General features: G+C 62.1%; 14 protein-coding genes. 11 read left to right on the forward strand and 3 right to left on the reverse strand.

What is annotated here, in order from left to right; genetic code table 11:
* Positions 1-121: 121 nt before the first annotated feature.
* Positions 122-628, forward strand: coding sequence for a hypothetical protein (locus NKH05_RS05375; RefSeq protein ID WP_352495357.1), 507 nt, complete (start codon positions 122-124; stop codon positions 626-628).
* A gap of 5 nt (positions 629-633) precedes the next feature.
* Here NKH05_RS05375 and NKH05_RS05380 read toward each other — a convergent pair whose 3' ends face one another.
* Positions 634-1,962: a DNA polymerase IV gene (locus tag NKH05_RS05380; RefSeq protein WP_353025112.1), complete on the reverse strand. Its 1,329-nt coding sequence runs from the start codon at positions 1,960-1,962 to the stop codon at positions 634-636.
* A gap of 68 nt (positions 1,963-2,030) precedes the next feature.
* Here NKH05_RS05380 and NKH05_RS05385 point away from each other — a divergent pair, with 68 nt between their 5' ends.
* Both NKH05_RS05385 and NKH05_RS05390 read left to right on the forward strand, forming a co-directional pair.
* Positions 2,031-2,606, forward strand: a complete 576-nt coding sequence (locus NKH05_RS05385) for a GNAT family N-acetyltransferase (protein ID WP_352855391.1) — start codon at positions 2,031-2,033, stop codon at positions 2,604-2,606.
* Positions 2,607-2,714: 108 nt separating this feature from the next.
* Complete coding sequence (locus NKH05_RS05390) at positions 2,715-4,199, forward strand: hypothetical protein (protein WP_353025114.1); 1,485 nt, start codon at positions 2,715-2,717, stop codon at positions 4,197-4,199.
* Positions 4,200-4,265: 66 nt separating this feature from the next.
* Here NKH05_RS05390 and NKH05_RS05395 read toward each other — a convergent pair whose 3' ends face one another.
* Positions 4,266-4,565 carry a DUF3572 domain-containing protein gene (locus NKH05_RS05395; RefSeq protein ID WP_023720115.1) on the reverse strand — a complete coding sequence of 100 codons (300 nt, stop codon included), beginning with the start codon at positions 4,563-4,565 and terminating at the stop codon, positions 4,266-4,268.
* A 173-nt stretch (positions 4,566-4,738) separates the two neighbouring features.
* Here NKH05_RS05395 and NKH05_RS05400 point away from each other — a divergent pair, with 173 nt between their 5' ends.
* The 8 genes from NKH05_RS05400 to NKH05_RS05435 all read left to right on the forward strand — a co-directional run bounded on the left by NKH05_RS05400 (position 4,739) and on the right by NKH05_RS05435 (position 13,311).
* The gene (locus NKH05_RS05400; protein ID WP_348625950.1) at positions 4,739-5,155 is read left to right on the forward strand and encodes a response regulator; all 417 of its coding nucleotides are present in this window, start codon (positions 4,739-4,741) and stop codon (positions 5,153-5,155) included.
* A 33-nt stretch (positions 5,156-5,188) separates the two neighbouring features.
* Positions 5,189-6,562 (forward strand): PleD family two-component system response regulator, encoded by a 1,374-nt coding sequence (locus tag NKH05_RS05405; protein ID WP_353025116.1) that lies wholly within the window; start codon positions 5,189-5,191, stop codon positions 6,560-6,562.
* Between the two features lie 463 nt (positions 6,563-7,025).
* Complete coding sequence (locus NKH05_RS05410; RefSeq protein WP_023720113.1) at positions 7,026-7,760, forward strand: FadR/GntR family transcriptional regulator; 735 nt, start codon at positions 7,026-7,028, stop codon at positions 7,758-7,760.
* Positions 7,757-8,944, forward strand: coding sequence for a PLP-dependent transferase (locus NKH05_RS05415; RefSeq protein WP_352844184.1), 1,188 nt, complete (start codon positions 7,757-7,759; stop codon positions 8,942-8,944). Before NKH05_RS05410 ends, NKH05_RS05415 begins: the two co-directional genes overlap by 4 nt.
* A gap of 30 nt (positions 8,945-8,974) precedes the next feature.
* On the forward strand, positions 8,975-10,252 hold the full coding sequence (locus NKH05_RS05420) for an ABC transporter substrate-binding protein (protein ID WP_352844182.1): 1,278 nt from the start codon (positions 8,975-8,977) through the stop codon (positions 10,250-10,252).
* 215 nt (positions 10,253-10,467) lie between these two features.
* Positions 10,468-11,391 carry a carbohydrate ABC transporter permease gene (locus tag NKH05_RS05425; protein ID WP_352814544.1) on the forward strand — a complete coding sequence of 308 codons (924 nt, stop codon included), beginning with the start codon at positions 10,468-10,470 and terminating at the stop codon, positions 11,389-11,391.
* Positions 11,391-12,239 (forward strand): carbohydrate ABC transporter permease, encoded by an 849-nt coding sequence (locus tag NKH05_RS05430; protein ID WP_352789182.1) that lies wholly within the window; start codon positions 11,391-11,393, stop codon positions 12,237-12,239. The genes NKH05_RS05425 and NKH05_RS05430 overlap by 1 nt, the downstream gene beginning before the upstream one ends.
* 4 nt (positions 12,240-12,243) lie before the next feature.
* Positions 12,244-13,311 (forward strand): ABC transporter ATP-binding protein, encoded by a 1,068-nt coding sequence (locus NKH05_RS05435; protein WP_352587004.1) that lies wholly within the window; start codon positions 12,244-12,246, stop codon positions 13,309-13,311.
* Between the two features lie 68 nt (positions 13,312-13,379).
* Here the strand turns inward: NKH05_RS05435 and rpmG are convergent, their stop codons facing one another.
* Entirely contained in the window at positions 13,380-13,547 is a 168-nt protein-coding gene (rpmG, locus tag NKH05_RS05440) for a 50S ribosomal protein L33 (RefSeq protein ID WP_006201775.1), read from the reverse strand.
* Positions 13,548-13,568 lie beyond the last annotated feature (21 nt).

Genomic DNA, 13,568 nt, shown 5'->3' on the forward strand with positions numbered 1-13,568 from the left:
GACTGGGCCAGCCGTGAAGCGTTGCAAACAGTGATGTTGAAGCCGGAACCCGCCGCTGAGGGAAGCGTTGGTCCCTCAGTGTTTGCGTGCCGTGTTTTGGATACCAACGAGGAGCGGTCCGATGAAATCACTCGCACGATTTGTACTTGCCGGCTGCCTGACGGCCGGGGCCGGCGCAGCGCATGCCGACGATCCGGATTTTCTTCGCTCATTCCAGGGGAATTTCGCCGGCAAGGGCATCGTCAAGGTCACCACCGATGCGCCGACGGTGAATGTCTCCTGTCACTTCAATTCCGACGCGACGTCGAACTCATTGTCGCTCGACGGCAGCTGCCGCGGTCTTATCTTGGTGACGCGCGACATCAGCGCGGACCTCAGGTCCAGCGGGACGAAATACAGCGGCACCTATGTCGGATCGCGCACCGGGCCGGCGCAATTGAGCGGCAGCCGAAAAGGCAACGCAATCAATCTCGGCATCCGCTGGGCCAAGGAGGTCAATGGCGATCGCAAGGCGCAAATGACGGTCGAGAAGAATGGCGAGGACGGCATGCGGCTGACCGTTATCGACGTCGACCCGAAAACCGGCGAGCGCGTGATTACCAGCCGGATCGATCTGCGGCGCACTTAGCACTATCACTCCTCGATCGGTTCGGGCGGGTGCGCATCACGGCCCTTGCCGAAGGTATAGCCGGTTTCCACCGCCCTGCGGCCGAACTTGCCGCGCAGCGTGTCGATGGCGCCTTCGGCCATGGCGCGCTTGCGTGACTTGACGTCGACCAGGTCGGGCGGGTCCGCCCGGTCACTGTCGGAGAGATCGCTGACGCCAATGCCGAGCAGCCGGTATTTCGTGCCATCCGCTTCCTTGCGTAGCAGCTCGAGCCCGGTCTGAAAGATGCGGTCGGCCAGCCGGGTCGGATCGCCGAGCTGGCGATTGCGCGTGCGGATCTTGAAATCCTGGGTCTTCAGCTTGAGGACGACGGTGCGTCCGGCAATGCCGGATTTTTTCAGCCGGGCCGAGACTTTCTCCGCCAGCGCCCTCAGCACCGAAACCAGTTCCTCGACGGAGGCGATGTCGGTGTCGAAAGTGGTTTCCGCCGAGACGCTTTTCGCGTCCTGGTCGGGAACGACGCGGCGGTCGTCCTCGCCGCGCGAAAGCCGGTAGAGCCGGTCGCCCATGACGCCATAGCGGCGCATCAGGTCGCCGCGTTCCATGCGCTGCAGCTGGCCGATGGTGCGGATGCCGTCGCGCTCGAGCGTGGCGGCAAAGGCCTTGCCGACGCCCCAGATCAGCGTCACCGGCTGCTCGGCCAGGAAGCCGATAGCCTCGGCCTCGCCGATCACCGAAAAGCCGCGCGGCTTGCGGAAGTCCGAGGCCACCTTGGCCAGGAACTTGCAATAGGACAGGCCTGCCGAAACGGTGATGCCGATCTCCTTTTCGACGCTGAGAGCGAAGCGCGCCAGCACCACCGCAGGCGGCAGGCCATGCAGGCGCTCGGTGCCGGCGAGGTCGAGGAAGGCCTCATCGATCGAGAGCGGCTCGACCAGCGGCGTCAGCGCCTGCATCATGGCGCGCACCTCGCGGCCGACGCGGACGTATTTTTCCATGTCCGGCGGGAGGACCACCGCGTCCGGGCAGGCTTCGAGCGCCTTGAACATCGGCATTGCCGAGCGCACGCCATGGATGCGGGCGATATAGCAGGCGGTGGAGACGACGCCGCGCTTGCCGCCGCCGATGATCAACGGCCGGTCCTTCAATGCCGGGTTGTCGCGCTTTTCGACCGCCGCGTAGAACGCGTCGCAATCGATATGGGCAAGGCGCAGCCGGTAAAGCTCGGGATGGCGCGCAAGCCGCGGACTGCCGCAGCGCTCGCAACGGCGTGCCTCGCTGCGCTGAAAATTCAGGCAGTCGCGGCAAAAACCGTGTTCGGGATTGTTGACAGGGGCCGCCATCGCTGCGAACATAAAGAGAACAAATGCAATGGTACGTCAGGACGGACGCCACGACAAGGCGGTGGGCCGGGAGAGAGCTCATGAATACGACCATAGCGCCGCTAGTGCCCGAGCTTTGGGCGGATTTCGAAGATCTTTTCGGTAAGCAAGGCGCCTGCTACGGCTGCTGGTGCACACATTTCCGGCTGTCGCCGGCAGCGCGCCGCGCGAGCGACCGGGAGCGCAACAAGGATCATATCAAGGCGCGGATCGAGGCCGGGCCGCCGCCCGGCCTGCTGGCCTTCGAGGACGGCCGGGCAGTCGGCTGGATGCAGATCGGCCCGCGCGCCGACGTGCCCGAATGGAACAACCAGGGCAGGGGGTCGGCGCCGCTCGACCCCGCCGATGCCACCGATCCCGGCGTCTGGGCGATCTCCTGCTTTTTCATCCGCGCCAAGGCACGCGGCAGGGGCCTGTCGCACCGCCTGGTCACAGGCGGCATCGACTTCGCACGGGAAAATGGTGCCCGGCTGATCGAGGCCTGCCCGATCGATCTATCGAAGGATTCGCGCTCGATCGGGCTGTTCGTCGGCTCGTCGCGGGTCTTCGAAAAGGCCGGGTTCCAGCGATTGGTCGAGCGCAAGCCGGGCCGGCCGCTGGTGCGGCTGGTGCTTTAGGCAATGCCGCGGGCGACATCGATCCGTCCGGCTCGCCTTGCGGTTGTGATGGTAATTCCCTACCAGTGATAGAAACGGTTTGACGGCCGCGAATAAGTGAGGATCGACATGAAGCGCGTTTTGCCACTTGTTTTACTGCTTGCCTGCAGCGGACCGGCCTTCGGCCAAGCGGTCGACAGGCAAGGGGCGAAGCAGCTTTCCGACGATCTGGCGCGCTATATCGGAAAGAAGCTGTTCGATATCGGGTTCGTGAAAATTTCAGTCGACGGCGAAGCCTACAAGCTCGCATTCGACTTCAAGCCAGTCACGGATTTGATGGCAAAGCAGCAAGCCTTCAAGTTCGACATCACGCCTTACTTCATCTTGGTCAAGCCGCGCAAAGATGGACACTGGGACGTTTCGGCGGACGTGTCCCCGAAGGGGTCTATCGATTTCGTTGGCCCTGAGGGGGCGCAGCACATCGACTTCTCCGTGTCGGACAACAAGTTCACCGGAGTTTATGACCCCGACCTGGCCGCTTTCGCGAGCGCAACCGGTTCGATGGCTGGCATGACGATGACCACCCGAGAGCCCAAGCAGCAGGCGGATGTCACGGTCGGTCCTGGCACTGCCGTAATAGTTTCGACCAAATCCGCAAACGGCGGCGTCGATTTCACGGTGACGGAAAAAATAACGAACTTCGCCGAAACGATCAAAGTCAACGATCCCAAAAGTGGGTTGAGTTTTCCGGCTGCTGTAAAAGCGCCTGAACTTTCTGTGGATGCGGCCGGCAAGGGTTTGCGGACAAAGCCGCTGCTCGACCTGCTTGCTTTCATCGTGGCGACTGATGATGCAGCCAAATTCAAGGCGGATGGGGCGGAGTTCAAATCGCTTCTGACGGCAGCACTGCCGTTGTGGGAGCGGATCGACGGCACCTACGGCTTCAAGGACCTTGTGGTGGAGAGTCCGGTCGGCAAGTTCGGTGCGACGCAACTGAATACCGCTGTCGGCATGGACGGCATCGCCAAGGAAGGCAAGATCAACTACGCGTTCAAGGTTTCCGGCCTGACAATACCGCAGCAGGTGCTGCCCAGCTGGAGCGTTGCGTTGCTGCCGACGGATATCGACCTCAACTTCGGCGGCGCCAACATCGATCTGGACAGCATGGCGAAGAAAACCATCGAAACCCTTGATTTCAGCAAGGATCCACCGCTGCCGGCAGATTTCGGCAACCAGATCTCCGCCGATTTCCTGGCCAAGACGCCAAAGGCCATTCTCGGACACAGCACGATCAAGAACGGCAACATCGAGATTGCGATGGAAGGCGAGATGACCTTCCCCGGCAAGAAGCCGCGTGCGGACGTGACAATCGACATCACCGGCTACGACAAGATCGTGGAGACCTTGCAGACGGCGGCGAAGACGGACCCGCAGGCCGCGCAGTATTTTACCGGCGCGCTGGCGATCAAAGGGTTTGGCAAGACGCTGCCGGACGGCCGGCTTGAATGGGTGATCAACACCAAAGCCGACGGTTCGGTGACGGTCAACGGCGCCATGCTGAAGCCGGCCGACCCCGTTGGGACGGACAACAGTGGGGAAGAGGCAACGCCATAAAGCACCAGCAGTGGCCCATCGTCTGCGGAAGGCTCTTCGATCTGCCCGCAGTCTCGGCATCGTGGCTTATGTCGAATGCTCATGATTGTCGTCGCCGAGCGGCAGTGCCCGCAACGCCTTGCCCACTGCGGCCGGCGGCGTGCCGGTTTCCTCCGAAAAACGCATCAGCGTCGGCTCGTGGGCGAGGATGAACTGCAGCACGCCGGCCAGGAAACCCGGCTCGCCGGCCGCCCGGCGGATGGAATGGGCCTCGATGCCGGTGATCGCCAGGAAGCGGGGCAGAAGTTCCGGATCGGCGGCGACGAAGCCCAACGCCTTTACGGCAATGGTTTCGGCTTCCTCGCGCATTGACGCTGCGTTTGCCATCGCTACTTTTCCTTCGTGGGCGGAATCGTTCTGTTTTCCCAGTAGTGGCAAGTGTTGCCGGCAGCAAGCTCGCCGACCTGGAATCCGAACGCTTTTCCGGCGGCCGGTTTCCGTTTCGTCAATCATATTGCCGTATAGTGGGAACAGGTTTGGTGCGTGCCGACAAGGGGCGCATGACGGCACCCTTCGAGTGGAAGGCCAGCCGGGACGGGAAATCGATGCCTAAAAAGGTTATGATCGTCGAGGACAACGAGCTCAACATGAAGCTCTTTCGCGACCTGATCGAAGCGAGCGGCTACGAGACGGTGCGTACACGCAACGGCCTGGAAGCGCTGGATCTGGCGCGGCAGCACAGGCCGGACCTCATCCTGATGGACATCCAGCTGCCCGAAGTGTCCGGCCTCGAGGTGACCAAATGGTTGAAGGAGGACGATGATCTCCACGTCATCCCGGTCATCGCCGTCACCGCCTTCGCGATGAAGGGCGACGAGGAGCGCATTCGCCAGGGCGGCTGCGAGGCATATATTTCCAAGCCGATCTCGGTGCCGCGTTTCATCGAAACTATCAAATCCTACCTGGGCGATGCCTGATGTATCTTTCCAGCCGAGCCGGAGCTTTGTGAAATGACCGCGCGGATCCTCGTCGTCGACGACATCCCAGCAAATGTCAGGCTGCTGGAGGTTCGGCTGCTCGCCGAATATTTCGAGGTTCTGACCGCCACCAACGGGCCGGATGCGATCGAGATCTGCGAGAACGGCAAGGTCGACGTCGTGCTGCTCGACGTGATGATGCCCGATGTGGACGGGTTCGAGGTTTGCCGGCGGCTGAAGGGTGATCCGGCGACATCGCACATCCCGGTCGTGATGATCACCGCGCTCGATCAGGTTTCGGACCGGGTGCGAGGCCTCGAGGCCGGCGCCGACGATTTTTTGACCAAGCCGGTCAACGATCTGCAGCTGATGACGCGCGTCAAGAGCCTGGTCAGGCTGAAGTCGCTGACCGACGAGCTGCGGCTGCGTGCCTCGACGACGCGCAATATCGGCATCGAGGAGCTTTTGAGCCGCAACTTCGCGGCCGACGATGCGGTGCCAAAGGTGCTGCTGGTCGACGAGCGCAAATCCTCCTTCGAGCGCATCCAGAAGATGCTGCGCGGCAGTGCCGATCTCGACGTCGCCACCGATCCGCATGCCGGTTTCTTTCAGGCTGCCGAGTTGCCCTACGAATGCGTGATGATTTCGACGGCCTTCGCCGATTTCGACCCGCTGAGGCTCTGCTCGCAATTGCGCTCGCTCGATCGCACCCGTTTCCTGCCAATCATCCTTCTGGCGGACGAGGGCGAGGAGGGGCGCATCATCCGCGGCCTCGAACTCGGCATCAACGACTATCTGATGCGGCCGATCGACCAGCAGGAGCTGACCGCGCGGCTGCGCACGCAGGTGCGCCGCAAGCGCTACAACGACCAGCTTCGCGCCAGCGTCACCCAGACCATCGAGATGGCGGTGACCGATGCCCTGACCGGCCTGCACAACCGCCGCTATCTCGACAGCCATCTGCAGACGCTGTTCGACCGCGCCGTGGCACGGCGCCGGCCGCTGTCGGTGATGATCACCGATCTGGACCGCTTCAAGACCATCAACGATACGCATGGCCATGACGGCGGCGACGACGTGCTGCGCGAATTCGCGCGGCGGCTGCGCAAGAATGTGCGCGGCATCGACCTGGCCTGCCGCTTCGGTGGCGAGGAGTTCGTGGTGGTGATGCCGGACACGGACGGCGCGGTAGCCGAAAAGGTAGCCGAGCGCATTCGCGCCGAAATCGCCCAACTGCCGTTTGCCGTTGGCAGCGAGGGCAAAGCGATCGAAGTCACCGTCAGCGTCGGCGTGTCGTCGGTGCTGAAAGGGGTGGATACGGTCGCTGCGCTGATGAAACGCGCCGACCTCGCGCTCTACGAGGCCAAGAGCGGCGGCCGCAATCGCGTCGTCGCCAAGGCGGCATAGCCCGGACACCAATTAGCCAGTCAACGCGACAAGGTTACGAATTTACCTTAATCCAAGCGATTTGCGAGGCTTGGTTAAGAAACTGTTGATTTTCATAAGTTGGTGCGCAAATGTGCAGCCCTTAGACGTAACCGGCACGAGGCTAGATCGCCGGTTCGACCCGAAGAATACCCCATGATGCTCAGGTCCGCCGCATCTCCTGGGTCCGTGGGGTCGGCCGGCCGGCGCTGGCACATAGTGGCCTCCTCGTACCGCTGCCAAACGCCGGCCGGCCCCCAATTTCAAAACACATCAGGACTCTGTGTCAGCATCCAGAAAATGCTGGCTTTTTGCCGTGACAGGTAGGCCGCCTTTTGATCAGCACGCTGGGGGCGGTACGCATGTGCCTGCAGCCGATTGACAGAGCCTGTCTTCTATGCAGAAATTGGTTGGACCATTGAGCCATTTTTGGTGACCCGTTGGCATGACCGAATTCGGCCTTTCGCCCATACAGGCAACTGCTCGCGACGACGCGGTGCTCAAGGCCCTGGCCGGCTTTGTGATGCGGGAAGCCCTCGGGCCCGGCCAGAGACTGCCGACCGAACGCATCCTTGCCGAGCGCCTCAAGGTGAGCCGCAACACCGTGCGCGAGGCGCTGACGCGCTGGGAAGGGCTCGGCCTGGTCGAGCGGCGGCAAGGCAGCGGCACTTATCTCAAGGGAGTGGTGTCGCTGGACATGCTGCACATGCCGCTGACGCTGGCCGGCGGCAATGATTTCACCAGCCTGATGCAGACGCTGGAAATCCGCCGCGCGCTGGAGGCGGAAGCAGCCGCCCTTTGCGCCGTTCGCGCCGGCCAGGCAAATCTCGTCGAGATCGGGCGCAAGCTCGACATTATGGAGCAGGCCTTCCACACGCGCGCCGGCATGTCGGCGGAGGAGGACTGGGAATTCCACCAGTCGATCTACCGCGCTTCCGGCAATCCGCTGTTCGAGCAGATCATCGCCGCCATGCACGAGCTGTTCCACCGTTTCTGGGAACATCCGCTCGGCGTGCGCGACTTCGGCCACGCCAGCTTTCCTTACCACCGCACCATCTACGAACGCATCGCCGCGCACGATCCGGAGGGAGCCCGGGCCGAGGCGCTGAAGCTGATCGCCACCGTCGAGGACGATCTGAAACGCGGTGCGGCCAAACTCAAACTCTCAGGCCAGAAATGAACGACCATCCCGCCGGTTTCGAAAACGACTATCTCGCCGAGGCTGCGACGCTTCTCGCCCATGATGAGCCTTTTCCCGGCGGTGCGGTGGTCCCGCCGATCTACCAGACTTCGCTCTTCACCTTCGCCAATTATGCCGAGATGGCCGACACATTCGCCGGCAGGCGACGCCAGCCGATCTATTCGCGCGGTGACAACCCGACGGTGATGGAGTTCGAGGCGCGTGTCGCCGCCCTCGAAGGCGCGCAAGCCGCGCGCGGCTTTTCCAGCGGCATGGCAGCGATCAGCGCCACGGTGCTTGCTTTCGTCAGTGCCGGCGAGCGAATGGTCGTCGTGCGCAACTGCTACGGCGATGCCTACCGGCTGTTCGAACGGCTGTTGCCTCGGCTCAACATCAAGGTCGACTATGTCGACGGTTCCGATCCGGACGCGGTCGCCGCAGCACTTCCCGGCGCCAAGCTGCTCTACCTGGAAAGCCCGACGTCGATGATGTTCGAGCTCCAGGACATAACGCAGCTGGCACGGCTGGCCAAAGAGCAGGGCATCGTCACCTCGATCGACAATTCCTGGGCGACGCCAGTGTTCCAGAAGCCGATTTCACATGGCGTCGACCTGGTGCTGCATTCCGCCTCGAAATATCTTGGCGGCCACAGCGACACAGTCGCCGGCGTGGTGGCCGGTTCGGCTGCCCATATCCGACACATCAACGAGCAGACCTATTCCTATCTCGGCGGCAAGCTTTCGCCTTTCGAGGCGTGGCTGTTGCTGCGCGGGCTGCGCACATTACCGTTGCGGTTGCCGCATCACATGAAGAGCGGGCTGACCATCGCCGAGCGACTGAAGGCGCATGGCCATGTCGAGCGGGTCAACCACCCGGCCTATTCCAACCATCCAGGCAAGGCGACGCTTGCCGGCTATGCCGGGCTGTTCTCATTCGAAGTGACGGAAGACGTCGACATCCCGGCTTTCGTCGATGCGCTGAAACTCTTTCGCATCGGCGTCAGCTGGGGCGGCCATGAGAGCCTGGTCGTTCCGGCAAAGGCCTCGCTCGAGCAGACGCCGGGCCTGAATTCGATGGCGCGCTTCGGCGTCAGCCCGCGAACCATCCGCTTCAGTGTCGGATTGGAAAGTGTCGAAGACCTGTGGGCCGACGTTGCCCAGGCCTTCGACCGAGCAAAAAGATAAAAGGAGCCGTTCAAAATGGGAGTGCTGAACATGAAAAAACTGAGCATCCTTCTTGGTGCCGTCGCGGGTCTGGCGATTTCCGCCGGCAGCGTGCTGGCCGATTCCACCGTCAAGATGGTCGAGGTCATTACCAGCCCGCCGCGTACCGAATTCCTCAAGAAGCAGATCGCCGAGTTCGAGACGGCCAATCCGGGCGTCAAGGTCGAGCTCGTATCGCTGCCTTGGGGCCAGGCGTTCGAGAAGTTCCTCACCATGGTGCAGGCCGGCGACACGCCCGACATCGTCGAGATGCCGGAACGCTGGATGGGCCTCTACGCGACCAACGGCCAGCTCGAGGACCTCGGGCCATACATGGCCAAATGGGACGATGCCAAAACGCTGGGCGAGCGCGCCAAGCAGTTCGGCTCGACGGTCGACAACAAGCAGTACATGATCCCTTACGGCTATTACCTGAACGCGCTGTTCTGGAACAAGAAGCTGTTCAAGGAGGCCGGCCTGGACGGTCCGCCGTCGACGCTCGACGAATTCGTCGAGGACTCCAAGAAGATCTCGGCGATACCGGGCAAATACGGCTACTGCCTGCGCGGTGGCCCGGGCGCCTTCAACGGCATGCACATGTTCATGAACATTGCCGCTGGTAAGGGCGGCTATTTCAACGAGGACGGCACCTCGACCATCAACGAGGAAGGCTCGGTCAAGGGCCTGCAGATGCTCGCCGACATGTACAAGAATGGCCTGGCGCCGAAAGATGCGGTGAGCTGGGGTTTTAACGAGACCGTCACCGGCTTCTATAGTGGCACCTGCGCCATGCTGAACCAGGATCCCGACGCGCTGCTCGGCATCGCCGACAAGATGAGCGCCGACGACTTCGCCGTGGCGCCGATGCCGGTCGGGCCGAGCGGCAAATCCTATCCGACGCTCGGTTATGCCGGCTGGGCGATGTTCGCCAATTCCCAGCACAAGGACGATGCCTGGAAGCTGATGGCGACGCTGTTGTCGCCCAAGGACAATCTGGAATGGGCAAAGGAAGTCGGCGTCATTCCGATCCACAACGGCGCCGACCAGGACGCTCACTTCAGGACCGAGCAGTTCAAGGGCTGGTTCGAAGAACTGAACAACGGCGACAAATACGAGATGGTGACGCCGCCGACGCATCTGGAAAACCTCGGCAATTTCGTCGACCAGGTGGCGATCAAGAATTTTCAGGAAGTGCTGCTTGGCCAGAAGGCGGCCAAGGACGTGGCCGACGAATGGGCCAAGTTCCTGACCAAGGAACAGCAGGACTGGCTGGCCAAGAACAAGAAATAGCTTTTCTTCCTTCTCCCCGTTCACGGGGAGAAGGTGTCACAAAGTGACGGATGAGGGGCGGCGCCAACCCGTCGTGGCTCGTGCTGGCTCTCATCTGCCTGCCCGTCCTCCGCAGCAGCTGCGCTGCAGCTGCGGAGGGTGGACCGGCATCTTTTCCCGTAAACTGGGAGAAGGGCGCTGTCCTCGACGCTGCTTCAGGAGACAATCCAGCACCAATGACCTATGCCGTGTCCGAAATACGCTCCGCCGGCAGACCGCGAAAGAAGCGGCTATCCCATGCCGCGATCGAGCCCTGGCTCTATCTCAGCCCGGCTATCGTGCTGCTGGTCGTCGTGCTCCTGGTGCCGCTGGTCATCGGTATCGGCTACTCGTTCCGCAAGTTCTCGGCATTCAAATCCGAATATGTCGGGCTTGGGCAGTATCAGGCGATGCTGTCGGATCCCGTGCTCGCGCAGGCGCTCGTCAACACGCTGTGGTGGACGGCAGCCAGCCTGTTCTTCCAGTTCTTCCTCGGCCTTGGCCTGGCGCTGCTGCTCGACACGCCGTTCCGGGGCAGAAAGATCGTGCAGGCGGTGGTGTTCCTGCCCTGGGCGGTGCCGTCCTTCCTGTCAGGCCTGACCTGGGCCTGGCTGTTCAATCCGATCATCGGGCCGCTGCCCCACTGGCTCTATGCATTGGGGCTGAAAGCCGAGCCGACCAACGTGCTCTCCGATCCCTCGACAGCCATGTGGGGGCCGATCGTCGCCAATGTCTGGTTCGGCATTCCCTTTTTTGCCATCACGCTTTTGGCGGCGTTGAAGTCGATACCCTCGGAATTGCATGAGGCGGCGGCGATCGACGGCGCCTCGCCGTGGCAGCGCTTCACCAAGGTGACGCTGCCGTTCCTGGCGCCGACCATCGTCATCACCGTCATGCTGCGCACGATATGGATCGCCACCTTCGCCGACCTGATCTTCGTCATGACCGAAGGCGGGCCTGCCGGTTCGACCGCCACAGTGCCGGTCTATATCTACGTCAGCGCGTTCAAGTCGCTGGACAAGGGCTATGCCTCCGCAGTGGCGGTGCTGCTGCTTGTGCTGCTCATCGTCTATGCGATTGCACTGATCGGCATCCGCCGCTCGCTGGTGAGGCACGTCTGATGATTGCCGGACGCTCCGTCTCCTCGCGCGTTCTCGGCGGCATCGGCCTTTACGGCGCCATCGCCACCTATATGGCCTTTGCGCTGTTCCCGATCTTCTGGACGTTGAAGATCTCGGTCACGCCGGAGCGGCTGCTCTATTCCGAAGGCATCACTTTCTGGCCGTCGCAAACGACGCTGCAGAACTTCGTCACCGTGCTGGAAGCAACCGATTTCCCGCGCTATTTCCTGAACAGCGTTATCGTTTCGGTGTCGACGGCAGCCTTCGTAACGGTCATTGCCACGCTGGCCGGCTACGCCATGTCGCGATTTTCCTTCCGTGGCAAGGCGACCCTGGCCATCCTGCTTCTGCTCACCCAGACCTTCCCTCTGGTGATGGTCATTCCGCCGATCTACCGCATCATGGGGCAGATCGGTCTCATCAACAGCCTGACCGGGCTCGTCATCATCTACACCGCCTTCAATACGGCCTTTGCGACCTTCCTGATGCAATCCTTCTTCGACGGCATCCCGCGGGACCTGGAAGAGGCGGCGATGATCGACGGCTGCACGCGTCTGCAGGCGATGCGCAAGGTGATCGTGCCGCTGACGCTGCCCGGCATGGGCGCGACGCTCGGCTTCGTCTTTACCGCCGCCTGGAGTGAGTTGCTGTTTGCGCTGATGCTGATTTCCAGCGACGACCAGAAGACCTTCGCGGTCGGCCTGCTCACCTATATCGGCAAATTCGCGGTCGACTGGGGGCAGATGATGGCCGCTTCCATCCTGGCGCTGATCCCGGTCTGCATGTTCTTTGCCTTCCTGCAACGCTACCTCGTCACCGGCCTTACCGCTGGTGCCGTCAAGGGATAGATCGATGGCCTCCGTCACTCTCGACAAAGTCCGCAAAGACTATGGAGCCGTGCGCGTCCTGCACGCGGTCGATCTCGAAATCGCCGACGGCGAGTTCGTCGTCCTGGTTGGGCCATCCGGCTGCGGGAAATCGACCCTGCTGCGCATGATCGCCGGGCTGGAGGAGGTCTCCGACGGCGAAATCCATATTGGCGAGCGCCTGGTCAACGACATCGCGCCAAAGGACCGCGACATTGCCATGGTATTCCAGTCCTACGCGCTCTATCCGCATATGGACGTGTCGAAGAACATGGGTTTCAGCCTGATGCTGAGGAAGGCCGGCAAGCCGGCGATCGATGCAAGGGTGGACGGTGCCGCCAAGCGGCTCGGGCTCGATGCGCTTCTGCAACGCTTGCCGCGGCAATTGTCCGGCGGCCAGCGTCAGCGCGTCGCCATGGGCCGGGCCATCGTCCGCGACCCGAAAGTCTTTCTCTTCGACGAGCCGCTTTCGAACCTCGATGCCAAGCTGCGCGTCCATATGCGTGCCGAGATCAAGGCGCTGCACCAGCAATTGAAGACCACTTCGGTCTATGTCACCCATGACCAGATCGAAGCAATGACAATGGCCGACCGTATCGTCGTCATGCATGACGGCCTCGTCCAGCAAGTCGGTGCGCCGCTCGATCTGTATGACCGGCCGGTCAACATGTTCGTCGCCGGGTTCATCGGCTCGCCCGGCATGAATTTCCTGCCTGCCGTGGTTGAAAAGACCGCCAAGTCGGATGCCGTACTGGCCGACGGCCAGAAGCTGCGGCTGCCGGACGGGTTGCCGCTCAGGGATGGCGATGCGATCACCGTCGGCTTACGGCCGGAGCATATCCGGCTTGCCGACAATGGCGCGCTGAAAGGCGAGGTGGGCGTAGTGGAGCCGCTCGGCCTGTCGACTCAATTCTACACCAAGCTTGCCGGCCAGCAGGTGTGCGTCTTCGCCATGGGTCGGGCCAGTGTGAAACCGGGTGAGGCCGTGCGCCTGTCGGCCGACCCGGCGTCGCTGCATCTGTTCGATCCGGCAAGCGGTGATCGCATCGGCTAGTCCTGCATCCCCGAAACGAAAAACGCCGCCCGGAAGGCGGCGTTTCGGTACTGCGAGAGAAAACCGGATTACTTGATCTTGGTTTCCTTGAACTCGACGTGCTTCTTGGCGACCGGGTCGTATTTGCGGAACGACAGCTTGTCCGTCTTGGTGCGGCTGTTCTTGCTGGTCACGTAGAAGAAACCGGTGTCGGCGGTCGACAGAAGCTTGATCTTGATGTTTGCGGCTTTGGCCATGATGTTCGTCCGTTAATGTTC

The organism is Mesorhizobium sp. M1399, assembly GCF_040317735.1.
In the GTDB taxonomy this organism is placed as follows: Bacteria; Pseudomonadota; Alphaproteobacteria; order Rhizobiales; family Rhizobiaceae; genus Mesorhizobium.

Coding starts and splice junctions, on each gene's coding strand:
- NKH05_RS05425 (WP_352814544.1), top strand. CDS start 10,468: ATGACCTATGCCGTGTCCGAAATACGCTCCGCCGGCAGACCGCGAAAG.
- rpmG (WP_006201775.1), bottom strand. CDS start 13,547: ATGGCCAAAGCCGCAAACATCAAGATCAAGCTTCTGTCGACCGCCGAC.
- NKH05_RS05400 (WP_348625950.1), top strand. CDS start 4,739: ATGACGGCACCCTTCGAGTGGAAGGCCAGCCGGGACGGGAAATCGATG.
- NKH05_RS05435 (WP_352587004.1), top strand. CDS start 12,244: ATGGCCTCCGTCACTCTCGACAAAGTCCGCAAAGACTATGGAGCCGTG.
- NKH05_RS05380 (WP_353025112.1), bottom strand. CDS start 1,962: ATGTTCGCAGCGATGGCGGCCCCTGTCAACAATCCCGAACACGGTTTT.
- NKH05_RS05430 (WP_352789182.1), top strand. CDS start 11,391: ATGATTGCCGGACGCTCCGTCTCCTCGCGCGTTCTCGGCGGCATCGGC.
- NKH05_RS05405 (WP_353025116.1), top strand. CDS start 5,189: ATGACCGCGCGGATCCTCGTCGTCGACGACATCCCAGCAAATGTCAGG.
- NKH05_RS05415 (WP_352844184.1), top strand. CDS start 7,757: ATGAACGACCATCCCGCCGGTTTCGAAAACGACTATCTCGCCGAGGCT.
- NKH05_RS05375 (WP_352495357.1), top strand. CDS start 122: ATGAAATCACTCGCACGATTTGTACTTGCCGGCTGCCTGACGGCCGGG.
- NKH05_RS05410 (WP_023720113.1), top strand. CDS start 7,026: ATGACCGAATTCGGCCTTTCGCCCATACAGGCAACTGCTCGCGACGAC.
- NKH05_RS05420 (WP_352844182.1), top strand. CDS start 8,975: ATGAAAAAACTGAGCATCCTTCTTGGTGCCGTCGCGGGTCTGGCGATT.
- NKH05_RS05390 (WP_353025114.1), top strand. CDS start 2,715: ATGAAGCGCGTTTTGCCACTTGTTTTACTGCTTGCCTGCAGCGGACCG.
- NKH05_RS05385 (WP_352855391.1), top strand. CDS start 2,031: ATGAATACGACCATAGCGCCGCTAGTGCCCGAGCTTTGGGCGGATTTC.
- NKH05_RS05395 (WP_023720115.1), bottom strand. CDS start 4,565: ATGGCAAACGCAGCGTCAATGCGCGAGGAAGCCGAAACCATTGCCGTA.